The sequence below is a fragment of the Cytobacillus spartinae genome, from assembly GCF_042865285.1.
Lineage (GTDB): Bacteria > Bacillota > Bacilli > Bacillales > Cytobacillaceae > Robertmurraya_A > Robertmurraya_A spartinae.
In genome coordinates this window covers 929683-955855 of the sequence record NZ_JBIACK010000001.1, presented here as the reverse complement: position 1 = coordinate 955855, position 26173 = coordinate 929683, and the positions used below count along the sequence as shown (strand labels likewise).

Here is a 26173-nt window from a genome sequence, read left to right as displayed (position 1 = left end):
ATTTTAATAAGATTCTGAAAAAATAAAGTTGAAATGGCTGAAATCAATTACTATTTTTCGCCCAGGCTAATCCAAAAAAATCTTGGTATTACACAACTGGACAATCCCTCGCAACTACCTCCATATTGAAATAAATTGTTATCGTTAATTGTTGAAAAAATAATAACCTGTATCATTTTTTAGATTTAATTGTATCACCTTTTTAAGTATTAATACTACTTCTTTTTAATTCATAAAATCTGCTAGTTTTTCGGGATGATAGGGAACAAAATAAGATTCTCCTGGGAAGAAGAATCTTAATAATTAATCTTATTTTAAATTCGGTTAATACCTTCCTCAAGAATCTCCATTTGACGAATGGTGTCATCATCTTTAACGACTTTTTCCTTTCCATTCATAATGGACTCATATATGCCATCGTAAAATCTCTCATAATCACCGGATTCTGAAATGACTTTTTCTTCATGATAATTTCCATCGTCATCTACATATGTAAGAGTACCGTAGTGCTCCGGCAAGTCTATTCCAAAATCTTTGTTCGTTGGCATGTAAAACAGTTTTAAATGTTCTTCTTGGCGGTCTTTCGTTTGCTTAACAAATACTCCTTTTTGACCATACACCACAAAGCTAGGACGTTCTTTTAATCGAAAATAGCTAGATTTAATGGACACTTTTTTTGTGTCATAAAAGAAGTCGAGATCAAAATAGTCGTTCATATGGCCTTTGCCAAGAAGCTGTCTAACATCGTATGTAATGTTATTTGGTTGACCAAATAGAGCCAACACTTGATCAATCGTGTGACTTCCATGACCATACAGATAGCTGGATTCTTTAGACATGCCTTTAGAAGCCAAAGGTATTTCTGGTCTAAAGTAATCAAAATGCATTTCAACTTCTAAAATATTTCCTAGAACTCCACTATTAATAATTTTTTGTACTGTTAAGAAATCTGAATCAAAGCGACGATTTTGATAACATTGTAGAAATAGGTTCTTTTCTTTGGCATAAGCGAATAATTCTTTTGCTTGGTCTGAAGTTTGTGTAAACGGCTTTTCAACTAATACATGTTTTTCATGTTCTAGGGCTAATTTTGCATACTCATAATGAGTTTCCAATGGAGTACAAATGACGACCAATTGAATTTCTTCATCATTCCAGATCCTATCGAGGTCATGCACATATTCTACACCGTGTAATTTAGCCCAAACGCTGTTATCCCGCCGGGAATAAATCGTTTTCACACGAATATTTTTATTTATCGATGAAAAAGGTAAGTGATACCTGTTGGTGCTTTTTCCATTTCCGATATAGGCAATTGTTAACATATCTATCACTCCTTCAATTATTTCCAGTATTAACATATACAAGCGTTAACTTATTTTAAACGATTATGAAATTGATTGTCACGGATTAGGAAACAACAAGAAGAGAAGGGCTGGTCTGATACCCTTTTGAAACATACCCTTGTTTCCGTATAGAAATCTAATCATCCTCCTCATAATCTCATTGTCCACAATGTTCTAAAAAAATAAAGACTTAAAAACCTTTTATTTTTCTTGTAAGGTTTATAAAAGAATGATTTACAGGAAGATATAGGGGTGTAGCATGTCAAAAACAAATAAGATTGAACGTCCAAAAATGACAACAGAGTTAAAAAGTGCAAATTTCCAAGATGTTTTTTATGAAGAAGAACTTGAGTTAATTAATTGTTCAATTAGTCATTCTCAGGTAGACAATGAGTTAATTGATAGATTGATTTTATCTAAAGTTATCTTTAAAAATGTTACCTTCATCAATAGTACATTTACCAACATAGATATGACGGATGTGGTTTTTGAGAATTGTAATTTATCAAATGTAAGTTTACGTGGCGGAAATATACATCGAACCGAGTTTAGAAATTCAAAACTTCTAGGCTTAGATGTATCTGATGCAAACCTTGGGAACGTTCTATTTGAGAACTGTGATCTGAATTTAAGCAACTTCGCAGAATCTGGTGTAAAGCAAGTGAATTTTGAGCAGTCGTCTATGAAAGGTGCTAATTTTTTCGAGACTAAATTTAATAAAGTTAGCTTTAATCAATGCGATCTAGACGATATTGATTTTACAAATACAAAGCTTAAAGGAATTGATATCAGCACTTGTACTTTTGAACAAATAAATGTATCAATCGAGAGTCTGGTCGGATGTGAAGTTTCTCCAAATCAAGCCATTGGATTTTCACGGTTATTAGGGTTGATAGTCAAAGACTAATTGATGACAGCAAGCTCATATTATTCTGGATAAAATGTGAAATAAACGAACTGACGATACCTAAATAAAGGGTTTCGTCTTTTTTTATGGAAAAGAAAACCCCGGGCTGGGCCTGGGGTTCCGGAAAGCTTCTAGCGTGGTATTAAAAAAACTCCCTCACGGTGCTAAAATATTTTTGGTTCGCCAACCAAAATACAAGCTCGGAGGAAGTCCCTATGTCAAAAGACAATAATAGTTTAGCACACACGACCTGGAATTGTAAGTATCACATCGTCTTTGCACCAAAGTATAGAAGGCAAATCATATACGGAAAAATTAAAAAAGATATTGGAGTAATACTACGCACGTTATGCGAGAGAAAAGGTGTAGAAATCATTGAAGCGACAGCCTGTAAGGATCACGTGCATATGTTAGTGAGTATTCCACCAAAACTAAGTGTATCTGCATTCGTCGGTTACTTAAAGGGGAAAAGTAGTTTAATGATATTTGACCGACATGCAAATCTGAAGTACAAGTATGGAAATCGCAAATTCTGGTGTACAGGATATTATGTGGATACAGTTGGGAGAAACAAAAAGGTAATAGAAGAATATATACGTAATCAAATACAAGATGATATAGCCGCTGAACAATTAACAATGATGGAGTACATAGATCCATTTACAGGGGAAGAAGTAAAGAAAAAGAAACGAAAATAAGAGGGAAGAAGGCCTTTGAGGTCTGGCCAGTAGAAGTAGTACACTTGGCGAACCCTTCAGTAGCCCTTTAGGGTTTGGTCAGTAACAAAGGCTTTCAGCCGCAGAGAAAACCACCCGTTAGACGGGTGGTCGTTATTGTCGAATTAGAAAAGGGATTATTTTTCCAAAAGTTAATTCTACTTTGCAGAAACGGAGCACATTCCCATATGAGTTTACCTATCATGACGAGAGATTTAGCATATAAGCTAGACATGTTAGATGCCTATTATGTTGAGGCAAGGATGTCTGGGATTGAAGATCAAGATATTGAAATAAAGAGGCTTGGGAACTCATTAGTCTTAATGGCTAAACATATCCTTATTGACCAATTTAACTCAATAAGAGGTTTCACAATAGAAGATGAGCCTTTTTTAAATGATATGCTTAATTTATATGTTAGAAACGACATTAAGGTTAGATTAGATATCCTTCCATCGGAGCTTAACTCTGAAATAGCTACTACATTAAATGAGCATCAAATAATCCAAAAGGGATTTCATACGGTTTTTTATAGAGAATGTACGAAACTTGAAGATTCTATTGGAAGCAAGGTTAAAGTTAGGAAAATACTAAAAGATGAGCTGGATATGTTCCTTACTACTTATCTAAAGGGTTTTGGAATACCAGAAAGCTTTCTTGATCGAGCAAAAGAGCAAAGAAAGTTTTGGACGGATGTTCCCGAGTTTCATTTATATATGGCAATGTTAGACGATGTTCCAGTAGGTGCATCTGTATTGTATATAAGGGATGAAATTGGATATCTCGCAGGTGCATCCACCTTAGTAGAATACAGGGGGATAGGTTGCCAGCAACAACAACTAGTAAAAAGAATGAATGATGCAGCTGATTTAGGATGTAGGTTACTTACCACCCAAGCGCAGTTTCATTCAACAAGCCAACGTAACATGCAACGGAATGGATTCCAGATTGCTTTTACAAAAGGAATATGGGGCATGAAATAATTTGATGGATATCCGGCCATCAAGACGGTAAGTGGCATTCTTGGAATGGGTAAATTCAATAGTTTGCTAGCAATTGGCGGCAAACATTGTAACACAAATAAATATCTAGTATGAAATCAATGGAGGTACAACCATGTCTATTATCTCAATTAGAGACTTAACAACTGAAAATTTCTATAAGTGTATAAATTTACGTTTAAGTGAAGAACAAGAAAAACAAATCGTTTCCAATGTATACTCAATTGCAGAATCAAAGGTAAATCCGTGCTACACTCCTTATATAATTTACTTAGGGGAAGAAGTAATCGGGTTTGTAATGACGGATTACGATCCTTCTCTAGATGATGAAAATAAATATTGGGTTCCAAGACTTATGATTGATTCCCGTTTTCAAGGAAAAGGGTACGGAAAAGAAGCTATGAAGATAATTATAGACCGTCTCCGTTTAAAAGAGGACTGTAAATATATTAGATTATCGACGGAACCCACCAATCATCAAGCGTTAAAGTTCTATGAATCAATAGGATTTAAGAATACCGGAAAGTTATTAGAAGAGTCAGAGTATATTTTAGAGTATCGTGTGGATCAGTAGAATTTTAGAATACAAAAGGATGTTTGATGTAAATGAAAGTCGTTTTTCAAGCTATATTAGGTTCAATCGTGGTTCATATAACCTACTTAGTCGGGATGATGAAAGTTGGGTATATAAAAACTAAAAATTATCAACCAGATATTTCGAATTCTTGGGACAAGGTTGAAGTGCTCCAAAACGAAGTGGTTTTTGGTCATCATCATTCCCCATTCCTATATGTACTTACGTTTATAGCAGTTACTGTAGTGTTTGTTATTGCTATTAACCTATTTAGAAAGTTAAAAACGGGGACGATTCTTTAAAAAAAGATCGTCTCTTCTTTTCTTTAGGCTGTTTTTCGCCTTGTTGCTATTCCTATTTGGGCTCTAACACGCATTCTCTGCCGTTTCGTGGATCTTTTCTCGCAAAATAAAGAAAACAGCACCATAATTCGTTCAAAAGCAGTTTAAGTATTTAAATAGCAACAAAGTTTACGAAGAGAGCCTTTCCTTATTAACTAATGGAAACAGGTCATATAAGAGTTTTTATAAATCCTGGAAAAGTGTTTTATTTTAAACGGGAAGATTTTAAATGGCGACTGTTTAATTAATGGAGTATAGTGTCTGACTTCAACTGGAACCTAAATACTCATAATATAGATAATTGAGGGAAAATGGGAACAATGAGAAGTGATAAAGAGAGAACTTTCTTTTATGGATTTATAGTTGGGGTTGTGTTGATAATTTTACCCATCCCACCTTTTTTCTTCTGGGAAGATGTGCTAGAACATGTAGAGGCAATCTTTCGATATAGTGGGTTTATTTTGTTCGTAATTTGTGGGATTCCATTAATCGTTAATGTGTGTAAAAACTTTACTAAATAAGTGACTGTGTGGCTAATGTAATTCCCTTAACTATTTGGAGGAAACTAAGTAGTCTAGTGATTTAGTCCGTTTGTAAAAATTTCGTCTATTTCTTGTAATTCAAAGTCTATACTCTGACCAAAGATTTTTATTAAACCTTTCTCAATTCTAGCTCTCGTTTCAGGAGTGTTTCTTTGAACATAGAAAATGACATGGCCATCTTCATCATAAGATATTCCTTCAATACCCAGTTTAAATAACTTATCAACTTCATAGGAAACACCGTATTTTGCGATATCCTCTTTTCTAAGTTCCATAATCGGGTTGGGCAGTTGTGAACAAGCGGATAGTTGGATTAGTAGTAATAAAGAAATCATCATTTTGTACATCTGCAGTTACCTCTCCTTCTAGGAGGACTAATAAAAAAGGCAGGGACCTAGTTCCTGCCTTTCGTCATGGAACTTTACTTTCTTTTTTGACTCTTTAATTTATTCATTTCCAGTTCTGCAGCATATTCTTCATATGATTTTCCTTGTTTTTGACTCTCTGACTGAATTTTTCTGAATTTATTGTCGTTAAGATTAGGCATGAATACACCTCCTTTTTAACATTGATATTTTGTACAAAGGAGTGTGCATTATGCACTTAGAAAACCTAATGCAATGATTGTCCATTCATAATAAAGTTTTCTTCATTTTGTAATCTTAAAGCTAGTAATATCCTCTAGAAAAATGAAATACTCTCCAAGCTCTTTTTCCGTCACAGAAATTCGATCTGTTAAGTCTTCGGTACGAAAAACAAATTCCTTCACACCAATAAACTCGGATTGGGAAACTAAATAGAACGTCTGCCCACGTTTGTATTTCTTTTTAAATGCCTTTCTAAGCTTATATTTCTTCATTATGACCTCTGTAAGATTGATATTTAACCTGAGTTTATCAAAGTTAGTTGAGCAAGCAAAGTCTAAATTTACTATCCATTATTTTCATAAAATTAAGTTGACGGCTAACGACTGTTATCTTATAATTGGTTTTGGATAACGGTCGTTAGCCGAAAAAGAGGTGTTTATTAATGAATAATGTAGTTGAAAGAACGTATTATGATGTGGAATTAGAACCTGTAATCAATACAACAAAGATAAAAATCATCGAGGTTTCGATTGAGCTTTTTTCAAAGAAGGGCTTTAGCGGGGCTTCCATTAGAGATATTACGAAAGAAGTAGGAATTAAGGAAAGTTCGCTCTATAAGCATTTTAAAAACAAGGATCAAATTCTTGAAACGATCTTTGTAAACTTTCGAATGGAAGCTGATAAAATTCTTCCTCCGATGGAGCACATAGATCATATTGTTGAAACAATGGATTTAAAAATGTTTTTAGGGAGAGGAATTGAGAATTTTCTTCGGCACATCGATAACGAAATCAACTTTAAGTTATGGAGAATTTTATACATTGAACTCTTTCGTCAACCTATCGCTCAAGAAATTTATAGGAAAGACATCATGAGGAAAACGATTGATTGTCTAGAAACGATTTTTGAGAAGATGATGGAGAAGGGAAAGATGAAACCCCAAAACCCAAGGATCATGGCAGAAGAGTATCAGTTATCTTCGATTTCGTTGATACTTGAATATAACATGCTAAAGGAAGAGGGGATGAGCACTGAATCAATTGAAGAAAAAATAAAAAATCATGTGGATTTTTTCTCTGCAATTGCTTGTCCTTAATTATGAGGCAAAAAAAAGGTAAATAGGGGGTAGTAGCAAATGGCAGCATTTTTCAGAAAAAAACACGAATTCACGATACCTGATGACGGTATTAGTTCTGTTGAAACAATTGAATTAGGAAGTACCCAGCAAACGATACTTTTGCAAGGAGAAAAGCAAATAAATCCCGTTCTATTAGTCCTCCATGGAGGTCCTTCGATGCCTCTTCCAGGTGTTTCTTCGAGAGGCCGTGATTATACGATCGTAACGAACACGAAGGAATTAGTAAAGCATTTTACGGTAGTCTTTTGGGATCAACGTGGTACAGGGAGGTCTTATCATAAGGACATTCCAGCCCATACAATGACCATCGACCAATTTGTTCAGGACGCCAATGAACTGACAGATTATTTAAGGGAGCGTTTTAGCCAAACAAAAATCTTCCTTGCTGGACACTCGTGGGGCTCAACCATTGGCTTGGAGCTAGCAACAAAATGTCCAGAGAAATTTTATTCTTACATAGGATTATCACAAATCATTAGTTGGACAGAGAACGATAAGCTTGCACTCTGTTGGATGAAGGAAGAAGCAACACGAAGAGGTCATAAGAAGGCTCTGGCAGAGCTGAATTCTGTGGGAGAACCTCCATTTGTCGATAGCTTTCAACAGTGGGGAATCTTAAGAAAATGGCAGCGAAATTTTAATACACTCATTTATACAGATGAAATGATTAAGCATCCAGGATTATTAGGAGTTTCAAAGCCTATGTTTCAATCAGAAGATTACACATTAAAAGATATTATAAATACTTACTACTATGGATTTAAGCTTATTTATTCAAACCGTTTTATTCAAGAATTAGCGGAGAGAAACTTTATGGATTCTGTAAAAGAAGTACCGATACCTATTACGTTCATTCATGGTAAAAAGGATTTCCACGTTCATGGTTGCTTAGTAGAGGAATTTTATAATAAATTGCATGCGAGGAAAGGAAAGCAATTCATTTGGATGGAAAAATCCGCCACTTGTTTCACCCTGAAGATACGAGATTAATAGAGCAACATCTAATAAATGAATTAAAGCATCTATCAAACTTGAAAGAAGCCAAATAAATATTAGTTGAAGAAAGAGGGATTTTTTTGAGGCGGGAAGAAGCAAAAACCAAGATTGATGATCGGCTAAAAAGGATAGTTGATTCAGATTCCCGAGTCTACAATGCTTATTTACTCATTCATTCTGAAAAACAGAACCTATACTGGAATTTTGCTCATGGGCAGACAGGGGAAAAACCGGCAATACCCGAACAGTCCTATCATACGGCAAGCATCGCAAAGGCCTTTACAGCAGTAATTATTGTTGTGCTGGAAGAAAAAGGATTATTGGATTACCATGATCCAATAGCAAAGTACCTCCCTGAACAGATGATGAATGGTTTGCACTTCTATAAGGGAAAAGACTACTCCCAGAATATTTTGATTGAACATTTAGTTAGTTGTACCTCTGGTTTGCCAGATTTTTATGAAGATAAACCGAAACAAGGAAAACACTTCTTAGATCTTCTACTTGATGAATCTACCCGAGTTTGGACACCACAAGAAACCATCGAATGGACGAAACAGCAAATGAGTCCTAAGTTTCTACCTGGGGAAAAATGCCATTATTCTAATACAGGATATAATCTGCTAGGATTAATTATTGAAACTATTACATCAAAACCTTATCACGAAGTGTTGCATGAATATATTTTTAAACCATTAAAGATGAACCAAACGTACTTGTCACAATACTCTAAACCTGCAGAAGAGACTTCCTATCCAATCGCCAATGTGAATATGAAAAGTAGAGAAATTGTTGTAGAAGAGCATCAAAGTTTTAGTAGTATTTATGCTGGAGGGCAAGCGGTTAGTACATCAGAAGACTTATTGAAGTTTATGAAGGCTTTAGTAGAAGGACGGTTGATTACTAAGGAATCCTTAACAAGAATGAAGACTTGGAGTAAATTGTGGATGGGTATTGAGTATGGCTATGGGCTAATGCGTGTCCGAATGCTGCCATTTACTGATAAATATAATGCTTGGGGACATTTGGGGTCTATCGGTTCATTTATGCTCTACAACCCTGTCATGGATACATATATTATAGGGAGTTTTAATGCATCAGGATATGTAGCTAAAAGTATTCAATTTGTGTTCAAAGCATTGCGGGTCATAGCAAAAATTAAATAGGTCATAACGTTATATCCTCAGAAATTATATTTCCTGGGGTTTTTAGCTTTCCTTCAAATATTCAGATGTGTTTAGTGCCCAACTGGTGTATTTATCTCCTAAAAGAGACCTACTTAAATCCGTTAACACTTCTATAAAAATGTCCAAATCCTCTTTAGGAATGTTTGATAGAAAGGGTAGTAGGTTTAAATCTGTTCGATTAGAATGATCACGTAAAATCGTTTGAACTAATCTTTCACCTTTATCTGTTAGGCGAATCTCCCTAATTCGAGCATCTTCATTACTTCCAATTGTGACAAGGTCCATATCCTTCAACTTAACGAGCTGACGGTATGTGTTTGAAATATTAGTGAGAGTAATCTCTGAAATCTCCGACATGTTCATTTTGTCTTCAAAGGAAAGGATCCATAAAATTTTAAATGCAGGGTATAATAAGCCATGATCTTTCTTTAGTCGAATTTTGATATCTTCTTCAATGACCGTATGTAGTCCTCGAATAAACGTAAACACTAAATGGCCTTTAGCGTATAGTTCTCTCTCCTGTTTCAAAACAGATCCTCCCCTTGAACATAGTAAAGACAGATTCATTCTTTCCTTTATATACCAAAATATTCCACCCCCTATAAAATAGTTATTTTGTAGGATTAATTTCCTATTTATACGTATATGCCTATAGGCTAATGGAAAATATACAAGTACATATTTGCGAGCGCAAACATTAAAGATGGGAAAGGATCATATATGAAAAAAAAGACAGTTCCTTTTATCATTTTAGCCATTTTTCACGCTATCTTATTTTCCTATACCTTTAATAAAAATAGGCAAAATACGCTCGCTATCTTATTTACCAGTATAGGGATTGCGTATGTTTTTGAATATTTCGTACTAAACATATTCAAAATGTACACTTACTACCCAAGAGTCTACAAAAATCGATGGATTGATTCAGTATTTGGTGCACTACTTTCTCAATCTTTATTTGTACCTATCGTTGGGACATCGCTAGTTATATTTAACCTTGGCTGGAGATGGAGGATAGGGGTTTCTTTGTTCTATGGATTGGTGGAGAGATTGTTTATAAGGTGGCAAATATTTCGAAACAATGGATGGAAAACAGGCTTAACGGTGACATCTATGCCATTTTATTTTTATATTGTAGATAAATGGTGGCGTGAAATCGAGAATGGAAACGAAACGAAAAAAAATGTGCTGTTATTTTTCTTCTACTGGATTAACTATACGAATGCCCTATATTTTTCGTTAGCTTTATTACATAAATATTTCTTCCGTATCGGCTTTTTAAAAGATCGATATTGGGAGCATTTTATATTGGTGCCTATATACACCTTAATAACAGCAGTAATAGCCACTATGAGTACACTTGTCAATGAAAAAATAAAACCTTTTGGGCTACTAATTCTGCACCTATTCGATCAATTGTTATTTAAACTCAAAATCATTCAACCATCGAGGAAAGAATATTTGTACATGTTAATCCCTGTTCATATCTTCAATTTGTGGCTTGGCAAGTTGTATTTTAGGTTACTCAAAAAAATTCATAATCAAGCAACTACTGATTAGGGCCGCTAATATACGAGAAAAACCTACCATCGGTAGGTTTTTTCTTCAGACTATTTATCAAAAACGCCCTCTAGGTAAGCAATAAAGTCTTCAAACGTGTGTGTCTTATACACAACCCCTTTATGATTTAACACAAAAAATACTGGAGTCTTGCTAATTTCTAATTCAGGATAGTATTTCTGAATTCCTTCACTTTCATGATGAACATGGGTTATTCGATACATGGGTGATGATTCTCTATAAAAAGGAGAAACCTTTTCATGTATCTTACGGATAAAATCATAATCATCCACGATGGATAGGGTAGATATCATATTTTCTGCTTCAGGAATAAGATATTCATAAGCTGATCCTAGCTGTGCATCGAAGAAAGCGTCAAATTCCTGTTTATTGTTGGTATTTAGGAGAATCTTTTCATCATCTAAGACAACATAAGTGGGTAATGATGATAAATTCAGTTCAGGATACTCTACTTGTACTTTCTCTAACGTTCTGCCTCCGATACTCCCCATCATCATGATTTTTTGAGCGGCATGAGGAGGGATTTGAGTAGAATATGGCTCATCACTTTCTGATTCAATAATGAATACTCCATATCCCTCTTTCGATGGTGACAGCCATCTTTGATAGGAAGTTTTTTCCTCAATCTCAACTTCTACTAGATACGTAGCTTCACCTTTATTTTCCCACTTAGCGTGAATAGATAATAGTAAAGTAACAGGATGGACAGGCAACTTCAATCGACTATCCTTAACAGTTGGATCTAAAGAAGGGATAATGTCTGGTAGGATATTAACTTTCTCTATGAATACCTCATCAGGTTTTTCTTCATCCGGAAACTTTACGACTAAATCGTTATATGGTTCAACGATCGTTTTAGGCGGATCTATTTTATTGTCCTCATTATTTCCATTATGCCAATTGAAAGATTGATAGACAGCAGGCACATTTGTTTTTCCAACAGAAACAGATGGGAGGGGAGGTTTTTCTTCTCGTTTTACCTTTTGAATATCCAAAACAATCATAGTTATGATAACAGTAAGGATTCCCACTGCTAAAAGTAAGTATTTTCTCTTCACGATGTAACCCCCTAGACTATTTGTACAATCAATAGTTTACCATTTATTTTTAATAATGGAGTTAAATCCCAAAGAAAAGTTACTATCACACTAAATAGTCGGGAATAGTCGGGAAAACACCTCGCTAAAAGCATGAAATACTCATTGTAAATCCTAATGCAGTTTGTAAGCAATGTGTTGTTCTGAATCCATATATTTGGATATCTAGGCCAATCGGAAAGTTTTATAAAATAACAATTGACGTCTTGAAAGATTGTATATAAAATTAACTCTTATGTTATATTAATATATTAAAAATTTTCCTTGTATATGTTTAGGGATTGGCCTAAACGTTTCTACCAAGCTACCTTAAATAGCATGACTACAAGGGCTATATACAAACCATTAGGTTCCTTAGTGGAGTTCTGTATGTAGCCATTCTAATTATGCTTTGGGGTAATTTCATTTACTCGAAAGCTTTTTTATTTTCAAAAAAACACCAGCTTTCGTAAGACACCAGGAGGTTGTGATGAAACAGTTTTTTCAGTTTGAGGGTCGACAAACAACATACAAGCAGGAGTTCCTTGCAGGTATTACGACATTCTTATCGATGGCGTATATCCTTGTGGTAAACCCAATCGTATTGTCTGAAGCAGGGATGGATCAAGGTGCTGTATTTACAGCTACAGCTTTGTCAGCCATTATAGGTACACTATTAATCGGGATACTAGCCAACTATCCTATCGGAATTGCCCCAAGTATGGGTCTTAACTCTTTCTTCACATACTCAGTAGTCATTGGAATGGGAATACCTTGGGAAACTGCATTAACGGGTGTTTTTGTGTCTGGAGTATTATTTGTGATTTTAAGTGTATTAAAGATAAGAGAAAAAATCATTGATGTAATTCCGGATGATTTAAAATATGCAATTGCCAGTGGAATCGGATTCTTCGTGGCATTTATAGGGTTAAAAAATGCAGGAATTGTTCAGGCGAACCCAGCTACTTTTGTCTCACTCGGAGCTATTAAGTCAGGACCTACATTGCTAGCAGTTTTCGGATTCATTGTGACCGTTATTTTCTTGGTTAAAAACATCCGCGGTGGGATTTTCTATGGAATGGTTCTAACAACTATTGTAGGTATTCTTGTAGGAATTATTGAAAAGCCGACTGCCATTGTAGGGGGTATTCCGAGCCTTGAGCCAACTTTTGGGGTAGCATTATTACAACTAGATGAAATTTTTACTGCTGATTTGATAGCAGTTGTATTTACTTTTTTATTTGTTGCCTTCTTTGATACAGCTGGTACACTTATTGCCGTTGCAAGTCAGGCTGGCATTATGAAGAATAATAAAATTCCAAATGCAGGACGAGCTCTTTTGGCAGACGCATCCGCTTCGGTTGCTGGGTCTGTGCTAGGGACATCCACAACTGCATCATTTATTGAATCTTCTGCAGGAATTGCAGCAGGTGGTCGAACTGGTTTTACTTCCGTCATCATCTCTGGATTTTTCGTTATAGCTCTATTCTTCTCCCCATTGCTATCCATTGTCACACCGGAGGTCACCGCACCTGCGTTGATTATCGTTGGAGCATTGATGGCAAGTGAGGTGTATCATATAAAATGGAATCGTCTTGAAATAGCCATTCCTGCATTCGTAACGATTATCATGATGCCATTAACATTTAGCGTTGCTACTGGAATTGGTCTTGGATTTATTATGTATCCGATCACCATGATAGCTTTAAAAAGACATAAGGAAATTCATCCTCTCATTTATTTATTAGCGCTAATATTTATTTTGTATTTTGCGTTTGTAGCATAAATTCTCTTCCCCTCCAAAGTTGATTGGAGGGTTTTTTTAGGTTGAAAAACTACTCCTAAATGCAGGCAATTTCGGGCAAGAATACATAAGAATATATAAAAACATTTACGTAAAAAGGAGGAACTTCAATGCCAGTTATTTATACCGGTATGAATGGAACCATTTATGAAGGGTTTCCACACCCGCCCATAGGACCTTGGGGGTTGCCATGGTGTAATGGATATCCTCATTTCCCACATGCGCATCATTCACCTGTTTACCATGGGTATTCTAACAATAGGTATTACCATAAACATTACTAATGGTAAATTTTTTCATTCAAATAGTACTGGAGCGTTATCCGGAAAGGAAACGCTTTTTCTTATATGTAGAGGGGTCTACCTATTCTAATAATTGTTTTGCACAAAAAAAGTTTGGTAAGATAATCTTATGAACCAAATCTAGTTTTAAACAAAGGCTCTTTTCGTAAACTTTGTTGCTAATTAAATTCATTAAACTACTTTTAAACAGAGTATGGTGCTGTTTTCTTTATTTTGGTAAGAAAAGATGCCACGAAGTAGTATGGAATCCGTGATGATGACAATATACGAACAGCAAGATTATATGCGAAAACAGCCTAAACAAAGGAGTAAATATGAAAACGATTGTCGTAATAGGCGGTGGAATTACCGGTCTTTCAACCATGCATTATTTGCAAAAAATAAAGAATGAAAGAAACTTGGATATTCAATTAATACTTTTAGAGAAAAACAATCACTTAGGTGGCAAAATAAACACAGTCAAACAAGATAACTTTGTCATGGAAACAGGGGCAGATTCAATCGTTGCTCGTCATGAAAGTATTATGCCTTTAATAGAGGATCTACAATTAAAAGATGAAGTTACATATAACGCAACTGGAATCTCATTTATCTATAAAGATAATGAGCTACATCCTATCCCTAACGACACCATTTTTGGGATACCAATGACGAAAGAATCATTGTTTAGCAGCACGTTAGTTTCAGAAGAGGGCAAACAGGAGGCACTAAAAGACTTTGAATTGAAAAATGAACACTTCACGAAAGATAGCTCGATTGGAGAGTTTTTAGAGTATTTCTTTGGAAAGGAATTAGTGGAAGAACAGATTGCTCCCGTTCTGTCAGGCGTTTACTCAGGTGATTTACATACATTAACATTGGCTTCGACCCTTCCGTATTTGTTGGATTACAAAGAAAAATACGGGAGTATCATCAAAGGTCTATCAGAAAATAAAGATAAATTTCAAACTTCCAAACCGAAATTTATCTCTTTTAAAAATGGGTTGTCCGCTATCATTTCTCAGCTAGAACTAGAATTAAAAGATGTCGAGATTATAAAAGGGGTTGCCGCTAAAAAAGTAACTATGAAGGATGATCGATATGAGATTAATTTTTCCAACCATCCAACTCTAGAGGCTGATTATGTCGTTACGGCAATCCCTCATGATATTACTCAAGAGTTATTAGATCATAACGACTTGAATGAGGAATTTGATCAACTGAAAAATTCATCATTAATAAGTGTGTATCTTGGTTTTGATATTTTAGATAAAACTCTACCTGCAGATGGGACAGGCTTTATCGTCTCTAATCAACACGACCTAAATTGTGATGCGTGTACATGGACGAGCAGAAAGTGGACACATACATCTAAAGAAGGCAATTTATTAGTGAGATTGTTCTATAAAAGTTCAAATGCCTCTTACGAAAAATTGATGACGTTGGACCAAGAAGGCATATTAACCCAAGCTCTTTCGGATCTTCAAAAAAGCATGGGGATCACAAGCCTTCCTAAAGTGGTAAATATTACGCACTGGAAAGATAGTATGCCTAACTATCATATTGGCCATGGTCAAACGGTGTCTTCCCTTACTAGGAAAATGGAGTCCGTGTATCCGAATCTCCTATTGGCCGGTTGTTCCTATTATGGTGTCGGTATTGGCGCTTGTATTAAAAATGGCAAGGAAATAGCTGAAAACATCGGAGAAAGATTACACCGTTAAGTGTAAGCGGGTAGCCAAGAAAAAGTGGCGAGATGCGTTAGTCCGGGCGGAGGATTAACGCTTCTTGTTTTATTCAGGAATTAATGTGGAGCGAGGTTGTATATGTGGAGCAACTAATCTATACTCTTTTAGCCTATTTAAATAATTCTCTTAAGAAGGATATAAATTATGACATCGCCCAAAGTCTTTTAGAGCATATTCACGACTTGGAGCATTTTTCATTAGAAAGTGTGTCAGAGGCTTGTCACGTAGCACCATCTACGATAAACCGATTCTGTAAAAGGATTGGATTTAAAAACTTTTCTTACTTAAGAAACAGTGTTACTCTTACTAGCCAATTACCAACACACGAAGATGAATTAAGCTCTCAAAATTTCGTTCATCAACTAAATGAAAATCTAACATACATTGATGAAATTCCGACAGATCAGATTGATCGGATTGTAAAGCTTCTTTATCAATCTAGAAGAATTGTGATTTTAGGTTTTGAGAAGCATCAGGTTCAAGCGATGGAGCTGCAAAAGAAACTTTTTTTATTAGGAAAGCTTTGTGAATGCGGAACCAATTTATATAAACAATTGGATACATTAAATGATTTATCAGAAGAAGATTTAGTCATTACCATTTCCATAAAAGGGAATATTCTTTCTGAAAGTTATCCAATTATGGATAAAATCAAATCGGCTAAAGGGAAGAAATTGCTCGTTACTTTTTCGAGCGAACTTTCAACTTTGGACAATTTCAATGAAATCTTACTCTGTGGAAAGTTGGAAAATAGTAGTGTGAGTAGCTATACCCTTTTGCGATTGTTTGACGTCATTATTTATCGTTATCAACGTCTGATGGAAAAGTGACAAAACAAAACTGGTCTCAATTAGACCAGTTTTTTTAAACTTTTAATAGTAAGATTAACGTATAAAAAGATAACTAATCACACAAAAGTAGGAGGCAATCAACATGAAAAAGAGCCGTTTTCCTGAAGGGTTTTTATGGGGAGGAGCAACTGCTGCCAATCAATTTGAAGGTGCTTATAATGAAGGTGGAAAAGGATTATCCATTTTTGATATGGTTACATTTGTACCGAAAGAAGAGCGCGGAAATAACATCGAGATGGATGTTAAAAGTGCAAAAGAATTAGAGGAGCTACTTGCAGGAAATGGGGGGGATAACTTTCCGAAACGCCGTGGCATTGATTTTTACCACCGCTATAAAGAAGATATTGCTCTATTTGCTGAAATGGGCTTCAAAACATTCCGTATGTCAATCTCATGGCCTCGTATTTTTCCGAATGGGGATGAAAGAGAGCCTAACGAAGAAGGTCTAGCATTCTATGACAGAGTGTTCGACGAGTTACTAAAGTATGACATTGAGCCACTAGTGACATTGTCTCACTATGAAATTCCGCTTAACTTAGTTCAAAAATATAATGGTTGGGCTGACCGCCGATTAGTAGATTTCTTCGTACACTATGCGGAAACCGTCTTTAACCGTTATAAAGGGAAAGTAAAATATTGGTTAACGTTTAATGAAATTAACATATCAACGCTTTCTCCTTACATTGGCAGTGGAATATTGATTGATGAAGTAGAGAATAAAGAACAGACAATCTACCAGGCTCTTCATCATCAATTTGTAGCGAGTGCAAGAGCAGTAAAAGCATGTCATGAGATCATTCCAGACTCAATGATCGGGTGTATGTTAGCTAGAATGGAAGTATATCCTGAGACGTGTAATCCAGATGATGTATTAGAAGCCTTACATGAGAATCAGATGAATTTATTTTTCACGGATGTTCAAGTTCGTGGGTATTACCCAAGCTTTATGAATCGTTATTTTGAGGAAAATAATATTCAAATAGACATGCACCCTGGTGATGAAGAAATTCTGTATCAGCATACGGTAGACTTTTTATCCTTTAGCTACTATATGTCTATGGTTGCGAGCTCTGCTCCTGGCAAGAAAAAGGAAAAAGGAAACTTCTTTAGTGGAGTGAAAAATCCTTATTTAGAAGCATCCGATTGGGGATGGCAGATTGATCCAAAAGGATTGCGTGTTGCTTTAAGACAAATGTATGACCGTTACCAAGTACCTTTGTTTATCGTTGAAAATGGTTTAGGAGCTTACGATACAGTGGAAGAAGATGGAGCTATCAACGATGATTATCGTATTGATTATTTACGTGCTCATATTGACCAAATGGGCGAAGCAATCAAAGATGGTGTAGAAGTAATGGGGTATACAAGCTGGGGCTGCATTGACTTAATTAGTGCTAGTACGTCAGAAATGTCTAAGCGCTATGGTTTTATTTATGTCGATCAAGATGATTATGGTAATGGTACATTAGAAAGAAGAAAGAAAAAATCGTTTGATTGGTATAAAAATGTCATCGCGACTAATGGTGAAGTTCTTTAATATAAGGTGAGTAGTACCCTAACTAGGTAGTTGGGGTACTATTTTTTGTCCAACTAAACTACATTTTTCAACCTTATGTGGCTCACTCCTTTTCTATCCCATTTTTTCTCACCAATTTATAGGTCTTCATAAGTAATATTCAGAAATAGTAAACATCAGCTCAAAGGAAATCTATTCTAAAATAACTTACTTCTATCCCCATAAACCAAAAGTTCCTTACGAATGATTATAGGTAAACGAAAAAACCATAATCAACTTTGAGTAACTTAACATGGGAGAGATTATGAATGTCTGAACAATCTTATAGATTTCGCCAAGAACGAAAACAAGCTGAAAAAAATAAACGTCAAATGAAAAAAATGCCTTTGGTCAAGAAAGTAATCCTTGTCTGTATGGTATTAGGACTTTTTTCGACAGGGGTTGGGGCTATTACCTTCGCATCCATGCTGAAGGATGTTCCTGCAATGGATTCTTCTAAACTAGTAGATCCACTTTCAACGAAGTTCTACGATATGAACGGGAATTTTATTTATGAGTATGGAAAGGAAAAGCGAACGAAAATTACGTACGACCAGCTTCCGAAAGTATTAGAACAAGCATTTATTGCAACAGAAGATTCTAACTTTTACAACCATAATGGAATTGATTTTAAGCGGACGGCTAAGGCTATCTTTGTCAATGTAACTGAAGAATTTGGTTCCCAAGGTGGAAGTACCATTACACAGCAGGTCATTAAGAATTCTTTTTTAACACCAGAAAAAACGATCAAGCGTAAAGTGCAGGAATGGAATTTGGCATATGAGTTAGAGCGGAAATATTCCAAAGAGGAAATTCTAATGATGTATTTGAATAAAATCTTTCTTGGAAATCGTTCATATGGGGTAGCCACTGCAGCAAAAAATTATTACGGGATTGAAGTGGAAGACCTCAACAAATTAACGTTGGCACAAGCTGCCATGATTGCTGGACTCACTCAAAGTCCTAATAACTATGACCCTACCAAACCAGAAAATGAGGAAGCTGCGACGAAAAGGCGAAATATCGTTCTCAGCTCCATGCTCAGAGAAGGGTATATAACAGAAAAACAAATGGATGAAGTAACAAAAGTTCCGGTAACGGAAGGACTTGTTCCTAAAAGTTCTCAACAGAGTATGCCTTATGAAGGCTTTTTAGATGCGGTTGTAAAAGAGGTAAAGGGAAGGTTAGAAAATGTTGATATTAGTAAGGATGGCCTAAAGATTTATACAACTTTGGATCCTAACGCACAAAACTATGCAGATAAAATGCTGAACACAAATGAAATCATTCCCTATCCGAATAAGAACTTTCAAGGTGCGTTTGTATTCTTAGATACAAAAACAGGTGGAGTTAGAGCAATAGGGAGCGGAAGAAACGACCATAAAGTACAATTTCTAGGTAACAACTTTGCAGTAGACATGAAGCGCCAACCTGGCTCTGCGTTTAAACCAATATTTGATTACGCACCAGCCATTGAACATCTAAAATGGTCAACAGGGCATTTAATAGAAGATCAGAAGACAACGTACTCAAATGGTGAACCTATATCCAACTGGGACCATCAATACCACGGTTTGGTTACGATAAGAAAGGCTCTCCAATACTCTTATAATATTCCCGCACTTCTAACCATGAGAGAGGTAGGGATTGCTCAATCAAAACAATTTGCTGAACAGCTGGGCATTAACTTTAAAAATGATGAGGTGTATGAATCATATTCCATCGGAAGCAATACCGTAAGTCCTTTAGAAATAGCTGGAGCATACAGTGCTTTTGGGAATGGCGGTGTATACAATCAACCTCATTTTGTTCAAAAAGTAATTTTCCCTGACGGCAAGGAAGTTAATTTTACACAGGAACCAAAACGTGTCATGAATGATTATACGGCTTATATGGTAACAGATATGTTACGCACGGTTGTAGATGCAGGCACAGGAATAACAGCTAATGTCCATGGACTAGATGTTGCAGGGAAAACCGGAACAACGAATTTTGATGATAAAACGATTGCTAAATTTGGCCATCCGAATAATGCTACAAATGACAGCTGGTTCGTCGGATACACACCACAGTACACGATGGCAGTCTGGACTGGATATACACAAAATGGAACAGGTCACTATATGATAGGGAATCAGACGAAAATCTCACAGCTTATGTTTAGAGAGATGATGAGAACACTCGGAAATGATTCCTCTAGTTTCAAGCAGCCAGAAAGTGTTTATAAAGTGAATAATGAACTGTATATAAAAGGTGTAGATAATGCCGAGGTACCACCGAAAATTATCAAAAAGGTTGAAAAAACATCCCCCGGAAAAGGAAGAGGGAACGGTAAAGGAAAAAAAGATAAGGATAGAGGGAAAGGGAAAGAAGGTAGGGGAAAAGGAAAGAGCGATGATTAAACGGGTTTGCTAGAAAGAAAATTATGTTTAACCCTATAATTAAGTAAAGGAGCTTTAGTTTTGTAATGAAGCTCCTTTTTTATGTGGGGATTTTTCTAGATGTGAACTTAGTGTAGAAAAGTAACCTCTATATTGGAAACGTGTAACTAACATACGAACTTGGTACAGAAAATGACCCTTTAGCCGAAAAAAAGTGCACTAAGACATGAACTTAGTGCAGAAATAACCCCTTTGTTCGAAAAAAATGTAACTAAGGTGCAATCTTAGTGCAGAAAAACATCCAATAGCTGAAAAAATGTAACTAAAGGGAGGTATATACGTTTTCTTAGCTAACATATAGCCTTTTAAAATGTAGGAGCACCACGAATTAAATTTCGGGTGCTCTTTTTTTCGTTAGTAGGAGTGAGCACTGTGGAGGACAGAAGAACGGGTAATCGCCCATTTTCATACGATACTGAAAGCGGGTTAGCCCAAGATTGTTTCTGAATAGGAGGATATAAGAAAGTGCTCAAATCGATCATCTTCGCCAGTTCATTTGTTCTACTCCTACTTATCGGAGTCCTATTCTGGTGGGAATTTGATACCGACGAAACGATTGTTGCTGTTTTGGATACAGGTGTAAATAATAATCACAAAACATTTGAAGGAAAAATAATAGAAGGCTATAATTTTTTGGATTTTAATAAAAACACATCAGATGAAGATGGCCATGGAACAGGAATTGCTGGATTAGTTCTTCAAGAAGGGGGCGATGTAAAAATATTGCCTGTAAAAATGATCAAAAATAAAGAAAATAACTACGTAATTGCCCTCTCCATTCTTTATTCTGTTTTTAAAGGCGCTGATATCATTAACATGAGTTTTAGTGCAAATACAAAAGAAAAACCCTTTATAGAATGGGCGATTAAATATGGTCAAAGTAAAGGGGTTATCTTTGTTGGTGCTTCTGGAAATGACGGAAAAAGACAGGCTAGTTTTCCTTCTTCTGTAGAGGGTGTGTTTTCTATAGGGAATGTAGACTTTTATGGGGATTTCGCAGAAACTAGTAATTATGGAGAACGGATTGACTATGTGACAAACGGAGAAAATGCAGCCATGCCAATGCATAATCATAATAAAAAATATACACCTGGAAAAGGAACAAGTTTGGCGAGTGGAAGGTTTTCTGGATATATCGCTTATCTGTTAAATATGGACCCTAGTCTATCCAAAAAGGAAATTGAGGTCATTATGACGGAATGTTCACGAACCATTATCTATAAAAATACTAAATTTGTAGATATTCACAAGAGATTTCTTGAATCCTGTCACAAGGTCCAGCGAATTGAAAACAAAGATGAGAATAAACTAGTATTTAAGTTTTTGGAGCGGAAATAGGTATAGTAAAATTATACCAAAGCAGGATCTTCGTGCTAAAATAGATATATACTGGAGTACTGCAGCTAGAGAATGGTAGTACTCTACTTTTTTATAGGGAGAGGGTTAAAGATGAACAACCACGAAATTGATTACAAATTGTATGGAGACGATATGCAATTTGTAGAAGTGGAATTGGATCCTAACGAAACGGTTATTGCAGAAGCAGGAAGTTTAATGATGATGGAAGACGGAATTCGGATGGAAACTATATTCGGAGACGGCTCCTCAGGAAGTGGAGGAGGGGTATTCGGAAAGTTACTAGGTGCAGGTAAGAGAGTGATTACTGGAGAAAGTTTGTTTATGACAACATTTACAAATGAAGGCTCTGGAAAGAAACGAGTTTCATTTGCTTCTCCATATCCGGGCAAAATTGTACCTATGGATTTAAGTGAATTAAATGGAAAGATTATTTGTCAGAAGGATGCTTTCCTTGCTGCAGCGAAGGGTGTTTCTGTAGGGGTTGAGTTCCAACGCAAAATAGGCGCGGGATTCTTCGGCGGCGAAGGATTTATTATGCAAAAGCTTGAAGGCGATGGAATGGCTTTTGTTCATGCTGGTGGTACCATTATTAAGAAGGAATTAGCGCATGGAGAGAAGTTAAAAGTGGACACGGGATGCCTTGTCGCAATGACAAGTGGAGTCAACTACAATATTGAAATGGTAAAAGGAATAAAAACAGCTTTATTCGGTGGAGAAGGTTTATTCTTTGCTACACTAGAGGGGCCTGGAACTGTTTGGGTTCAATCCTTACCATTTAGTCGATTAGCGAGCAAAGTATTTGCTGCAGCTCCTCAAAGAGGTGGTTCTACTGGTGAAGGTGGAATCGGACGAGTATTTGATTTGTTTAATGATTAATATGATTTGCCCACTCCTGTTAGTGGGTATTTTTTTATTTGAATGAGTCCGATAATTCCTAATATAGGGTATTCCCCTCCATTTTCATAAACTCATATAATTTAGAAAAATGGAGGTAGTTCCTGTTACAAATTTAAAGACTTCTTAATCCAAACGTTTTTAAAATCTACTTTCCCCCATGCATTCAGCATCACACCATTCACAGACAGATCATGTTGTAATTTTTGATTAGAATGGTAGAGGAAGATTAATTGGTTGTCCTCAATCAGTTGCTGTTGAAGTTTTATTAAGGCTTGGTTTCGGCTACCCAAGTCATCTAATTTCTTGCACTGTTCCAGAGTTTCCGTAACAATCCTTCGTTGGTCAACCCCAAGATGATTGTTGATGAAACCGTATTCGAAAGTGAACATTTCGATTATCCCTAAATCAACTTGATCCCCAAAGACTTCACCAGATAGAATCATATCTGCTTTGTGAAGGATACGATGATTTGCTAACTCAGTAATGGGAAGGACGATCAGCTGTACATTAATTCCTATATGCACTAGTTCTTTTACAAGCCAATGCCCATTTTGCTCATTAATTTTCATTTCATATGTATATATGGAAAGGAGCTCCCCTTTATAGTTAGATCGGGCAAGGTATGATTTAGCATAAGATAGATTAAAAGTACTTTCAAAGGAGTCCTTGCTATGTATGGGGAAAAACCCATTCGAAGGCATTTCGCGATTCCCACCAAGTTCATGAACCATTTTGAGCCTGTCAATTCCATAATGAATGGATTTACGGAGGAACTGGTCCTGTAGAGGTCCATCTTTTTGTAAGTTAAAGGTTAAAAAAGTAGCCCCCTGTTCAATATTTGTCAGCTTTGTAAGTGAATGATGTTCTCGTTCATAATCCATGAAATAGATGTCGTTCGGTTCATTTGTTCCTTTTACAAATGATTTTTCATAATCTGGCCAAACCCATATTTCAATTTTGTCTAAATGTGGCCTTCCTTCAAAATAGTCCTCATGAGCCTCTAGAATTAATTCAGAAGTATCATTTTTTTTCACACGGAAAGGCCCTGTTCCAATTGGATAACTCATGAATGATTGTTTCTGATCAATTTCCTCTAGGTCACTTGGAACAATTAGACTCGAGTCTAAGCAGATTAAGGGAAGAAATAAAGAAGTAGGTTCCGTTAAAGAGATGTCTACTACATATTTTTCAATAGCAGTAGCACTTTCAATTACGTTTTTAATCAGACTAAAAGGTGACTCTTTCTTTATTCGATCAAACGTGAATACAATATCCTGCGATGTTAATTCCTTTCCGTGATGAAAACGAACCCCTTTTTTTAAGTAAAATCTCCACTTATCTTTACTAGCATTGCTTTCCCAAAAATGAGCAAGATCTGGAATAACCAGCCTTGTTGAAACATCATATTTAACTAGCGTATTAAATAATTGTCTAACCAAGTGAGCTTCTGTTCTTCTGCGAACAAAGGTGGGGTCTAATTGTAAAATAGGGCGATAAAACGGATAGCGTAATATATCCTTTTCCCCTTCGTGCTTCATACCAAAGCGGTTTGACAACCATTCGTTAAAATCATATTTTTTACTGTGATACTGTTCCATTAGTTCCCATGCTTCCGTTAGTTTCTTTTCAAGTGTTAGTTGTTTGGCTTTTTGAAGAATTACTTCAGAAACCGGACGTAAAAAAAGTAACCTCGACTTATTTCCTCTTCCTTTACCAGGCACCCATTGTATCAGTTTTTGATCCACCATTTTATGGACGAGCAATTGAGCGTTTCTCTTTGTGCATCTCAGTCTCTCAGATAGTTCATCCATTGAGATCCATAAGGTTTCCTCTTCTTTTATAGATTCATAATGTTTTCTTAAATCTAGATAGTATTGCTCAATATTCACCGGGCTTCACCTCAAAAGGCGAAAAGAATGTTTTGATTCTTTCGCTTTTTCTTCGTCTTTTATAAAAGTATAATTTTTTCCATAAGATTAGTAAAGAATGGGGTATTTATATGATATCAATAGCTAGGCAGCAAAAAGGCGTAAGAGCGAAAGAAGCTCAACCATCAGCCTGGAGAAATATGAACTTTATGATTCTCCTAATTTCTGGGGCGATTATATCCTTTGGTAGTAAAATATATGAGCTATCACTGCCATTAATCCTATACCATTACACAAACTCTCCAGTGGTGATGTCCACGATGAGGGGGATTGAATTTCTTCCCAATCTATTGCTTGCTATGTTTATAGGCGTGCTCGTGGACCGAGCCAATAAACGTAATTGGACATTATGGACGATCTTTTTACAAATCGTGATCCTGCTAATCTTGTATTTTTCCCTGCAAGAGGGTAAACCTTCATTGTATTTGTTCTACATTTGTGGTTTCTTGCTAATGACATTCAATTATGCCTTTCTTAATGCACGAATGAGTATGGTGAAGCAAGCGCTACCCAATGAATTATTAACGAGTGCAAACGCATCTTTTAATTTTATTTATACATTAATTGGTATCATGGGGCCGACATTAACAGGTTTGATTCTCATGTTCTCTAATTTACATTCGGGATTGTTATTAACGGCTATGGCCTTCATATTTTCATATTTTATTTTGCTTTTTCTAAAAACAAATGAGGTTATACACGAAGGAAAAGCGGGGTTTTGGAAGGAACTGAAAGAAGGGTGGAAAGAACTTTTTCATAATAAAACTCTGTGGACGATTACCATTCTTGTTATTTTTATAAATGCTACTGCGGGTATGGTGGATACGACCATTATTTATTTTGCAAAAGATCAACTACATTTATCCGATATTGAAATTGGAATGCTTTTATCCACCTTAGGGGGTGGAGGGCTGCTGGGGAGCCTTTTAGTGGGGAAAGTCCGAAAAAAATGGCCAACCTATAAAGTGATTGTTGTCAGTACATTAATAATAGGAATTACTTACTTAATGATGTTTATGACAGAGAGTCCAATATGGTTTGGTGTCGCACTACTTTTAAATGGAATTTCTACTACCATCAATTCTATTTGTGTTTGGACCTTTAGGCAGGAGTCCACACCACATCATCTGATTGGTAGAATTAGTGGGATTACAGGGTCTCTGTTTAAACTAGCGATGCCTTTTGCTATTTTCTCAGCAGGTTGGATCTCGGAATTAGCCGATCCATCCATTGTTTTCTTGTTAGCATGGATCGGAAATATGATGCTTTTTCTCTATTTTAGACTCGTTAAATTGTGGAACACTGCTATGTAAAAGA

Annotated in this window: 25 protein-coding genes and 1 riboswitch; of the genes, 18 read left to right on the top strand and 7 right to left on the bottom strand. The window is 35.9% G+C overall.

Annotated features, from left to right (window positions below; translation table 11 throughout):
* Window positions 1–314: 314 nt before the first annotated feature.
* Window positions 315–1325 (bottom strand): Gfo/Idh/MocA family oxidoreductase, encoded by a 1011-nt coding sequence (locus tag ACFYKX_RS04855; protein ID WP_389358585.1) that lies wholly within the window; start codon window positions 1323–1325, stop codon window positions 315–317.
* A gap of 280 nt (window positions 1326–1605) precedes the next feature.
* On the opposite strand from ACFYKX_RS04855, the gene ACFYKX_RS04850 reads away from it, so the two are divergent.
* The 5 genes from ACFYKX_RS04850 to ACFYKX_RS04830 all read left to right on the top strand — a co-directional run bounded on the left by ACFYKX_RS04850 (window position 1606) and on the right by ACFYKX_RS04830 (window position 4846).
* Window positions 1606–2253, top strand: coding sequence for a pentapeptide repeat-containing protein (locus ACFYKX_RS04850; protein WP_389358583.1), 648 nt, complete (start codon window positions 1606–1608; stop codon window positions 2251–2253).
* 215 nt (window positions 2254–2468) lie between these two features.
* Window positions 2469–2951 carry an IS200/IS605 family transposase gene (gene tnpA, locus ACFYKX_RS04845; RefSeq protein ID WP_389358581.1) on the top strand — a complete coding sequence of 161 codons (483 nt, stop codon included), beginning with the start codon at window positions 2469–2471 and terminating at the stop codon, window positions 2949–2951.
* A gap of 206 nt (window positions 2952–3157) precedes the next feature.
* A complete protein-coding gene (locus ACFYKX_RS04840; protein ID WP_389358579.1) occupies window positions 3158–3952 on the top strand; it encodes a hypothetical protein in 795 nt (264 codons plus the stop codon).
* 133 nt (window positions 3953–4085) lie between these two features.
* Complete coding sequence (locus ACFYKX_RS04835; protein WP_389358577.1) at window positions 4086–4544, top strand: GNAT family N-acetyltransferase; 459 nt, start codon at window positions 4086–4088, stop codon at window positions 4542–4544.
* Between the two features lie 32 nt (window positions 4545–4576).
* Entirely contained in the window at window positions 4577–4846 is a 270-nt protein-coding gene (locus ACFYKX_RS04830; RefSeq protein ID WP_389358575.1) for a hypothetical protein, read from the top strand.
* Window positions 4847–5459: 613 nt separating this feature from the next.
* Here the strand turns inward: ACFYKX_RS04830 and ACFYKX_RS04825 are convergent.
* From ACFYKX_RS04825 to ACFYKX_RS04815, 3 genes are all read right to left on the bottom strand, one after another.
* Complete coding sequence (locus ACFYKX_RS04825; RefSeq protein WP_389358573.1) at window positions 5460–5774, bottom strand: hypothetical protein; 315 nt, start codon at window positions 5772–5774, stop codon at window positions 5460–5462.
* Window positions 5775–5848: 74 nt separating this feature from the next.
* Window positions 5849–5974, bottom strand: a complete 126-nt coding sequence (locus ACFYKX_RS04820) for a hypothetical protein (RefSeq protein ID WP_272914203.1) — start codon at window positions 5972–5974, stop codon at window positions 5849–5851.
* Between the two features lie 102 nt (window positions 5975–6076).
* Window positions 6077–6286, bottom strand: a complete 210-nt coding sequence (locus ACFYKX_RS04815) for a hypothetical protein (RefSeq protein ID WP_389358571.1) — start codon at window positions 6284–6286, stop codon at window positions 6077–6079.
* A gap of 170 nt (window positions 6287–6456) precedes the next feature.
* Between ACFYKX_RS04815 and ACFYKX_RS04810 the strand changes: the two genes are divergently transcribed.
* The 3 genes from ACFYKX_RS04810 (at window position 6457) to ACFYKX_RS04800 (ending at window position 9314) form a co-directional block, all read left to right on the top strand.
* A complete protein-coding gene (locus ACFYKX_RS04810; RefSeq protein ID WP_389358569.1) occupies window positions 6457–7110 on the top strand; it encodes a TetR/AcrR family transcriptional regulator in 654 nt (217 codons plus the stop codon).
* Between the two features lie 39 nt (window positions 7111–7149).
* Window positions 7150–8142: an alpha/beta fold hydrolase gene (locus ACFYKX_RS04805; protein WP_389358567.1), complete on the top strand. Its 993-nt coding sequence runs from the start codon at window positions 7150–7152 to the stop codon at window positions 8140–8142.
* 86 nt (window positions 8143–8228) lie between these two features.
* Window positions 8229–9314, top strand: coding sequence for a serine hydrolase domain-containing protein (locus ACFYKX_RS04800; protein ID WP_389358565.1), 1086 nt, complete (start codon window positions 8229–8231; stop codon window positions 9312–9314).
* A 42-nt stretch (window positions 9315–9356) separates the two neighbouring features.
* Here ACFYKX_RS04800 and ACFYKX_RS04795 read toward each other — a convergent pair whose 3' ends face one another.
* Window positions 9357–9863, bottom strand: coding sequence for a MarR family winged helix-turn-helix transcriptional regulator (locus ACFYKX_RS04795; RefSeq protein ID WP_389358563.1), 507 nt, complete (start codon window positions 9861–9863; stop codon window positions 9357–9359).
* A gap of 192 nt (window positions 9864–10055) precedes the next feature.
* Here ACFYKX_RS04795 and ACFYKX_RS04790 point away from each other — a divergent pair, with 192 nt between their 5' ends.
* Entirely contained in the window at window positions 10056–10895 is an 840-nt protein-coding gene (locus ACFYKX_RS04790) for a hypothetical protein (RefSeq protein WP_389358561.1), read from the top strand.
* Between the two features lie 50 nt (window positions 10896–10945).
* On the opposite strand, the gene ACFYKX_RS04785 is transcribed toward ACFYKX_RS04790, so the two are convergent.
* Window positions 10946–11974, bottom strand: a complete 1029-nt coding sequence (locus ACFYKX_RS04785; protein ID WP_389358559.1) for a hypothetical protein — start codon at window positions 11972–11974, stop codon at window positions 10946–10948.
* A 283-nt stretch (window positions 11975–12257) separates the two neighbouring features.
* Window positions 12258–12358: riboswitch (purine riboswitch) on the top strand.
* Between the two features lie 124 nt (window positions 12359–12482).
* On the opposite strand from ACFYKX_RS04785, the gene ACFYKX_RS04780 reads away from it, so the two are divergent.
* From ACFYKX_RS04780 to ACFYKX_RS04745, 8 genes are all read left to right on the top strand, one after another.
* Window positions 12483–13778 carry an NCS2 family permease gene (locus tag ACFYKX_RS04780; RefSeq protein WP_389358557.1) on the top strand — a complete coding sequence of 432 codons (1296 nt, stop codon included), beginning with the start codon at window positions 12483–12485 and terminating at the stop codon, window positions 13776–13778.
* 128 nt (window positions 13779–13906) lie between these two features.
* On the top strand, window positions 13907–14080 hold the full coding sequence (locus ACFYKX_RS04775; RefSeq protein ID WP_389358555.1) for a hypothetical protein: 174 nt from the start codon (window positions 13907–13909) through the stop codon (window positions 14078–14080).
* Between the two features lie 332 nt (window positions 14081–14412).
* Window positions 14413–15801: a protoporphyrinogen oxidase gene (locus ACFYKX_RS04770; protein WP_389358553.1), complete on the top strand. Its 1389-nt coding sequence runs from the start codon at window positions 14413–14415 to the stop codon at window positions 15799–15801.
* A 104-nt stretch (window positions 15802–15905) separates the two neighbouring features.
* A complete protein-coding gene (locus tag ACFYKX_RS04765; RefSeq protein ID WP_389358551.1) occupies window positions 15906–16655 on the top strand; it encodes a MurR/RpiR family transcriptional regulator in 750 nt (249 codons plus the stop codon).
* A 103-nt stretch (window positions 16656–16758) separates the two neighbouring features.
* Window positions 16759–18213: a glycoside hydrolase family 1 protein gene (locus ACFYKX_RS04760; RefSeq protein ID WP_389358549.1), complete on the top strand. Its 1455-nt coding sequence runs from the start codon at window positions 16759–16761 to the stop codon at window positions 18211–18213.
* Window positions 18214–18500: 287 nt separating this feature from the next.
* Entirely contained in the window at window positions 18501–20633 is a 2133-nt protein-coding gene (locus tag ACFYKX_RS04755) for a transglycosylase domain-containing protein (RefSeq protein WP_389358547.1), read from the top strand.
* Between the two features lie 504 nt (window positions 20634–21137).
* Window positions 21138–22010: a S8 family peptidase gene (locus tag ACFYKX_RS04750; protein WP_389358545.1), complete on the top strand. Its 873-nt coding sequence runs from the start codon at window positions 21138–21140 to the stop codon at window positions 22008–22010.
* A gap of 111 nt (window positions 22011–22121) precedes the next feature.
* On the top strand, window positions 22122–22907 hold the full coding sequence (locus ACFYKX_RS04745) for a TIGR00266 family protein (RefSeq protein ID WP_389358543.1): 786 nt from the start codon (window positions 22122–22124) through the stop codon (window positions 22905–22907).
* A gap of 125 nt (window positions 22908–23032) precedes the next feature.
* On the opposite strand, the gene ACFYKX_RS04740 is transcribed toward ACFYKX_RS04745, so the two are convergent.
* Complete coding sequence (locus ACFYKX_RS04740) at window positions 23033–24817, bottom strand: ABC transporter substrate-binding protein (RefSeq protein ID WP_389358541.1); 1785 nt, start codon at window positions 24815–24817, stop codon at window positions 23033–23035.
* Between the two features lie 110 nt (window positions 24818–24927).
* Here ACFYKX_RS04740 and ACFYKX_RS04735 point away from each other — a divergent pair, with 110 nt between their 5' ends.
* On the top strand, window positions 24928–26169 hold the full coding sequence (locus tag ACFYKX_RS04735; protein WP_389358539.1) for an MFS transporter: 1242 nt from the start codon (window positions 24928–24930) through the stop codon (window positions 26167–26169).
* Window positions 26170–26173 lie beyond the last annotated feature (4 nt).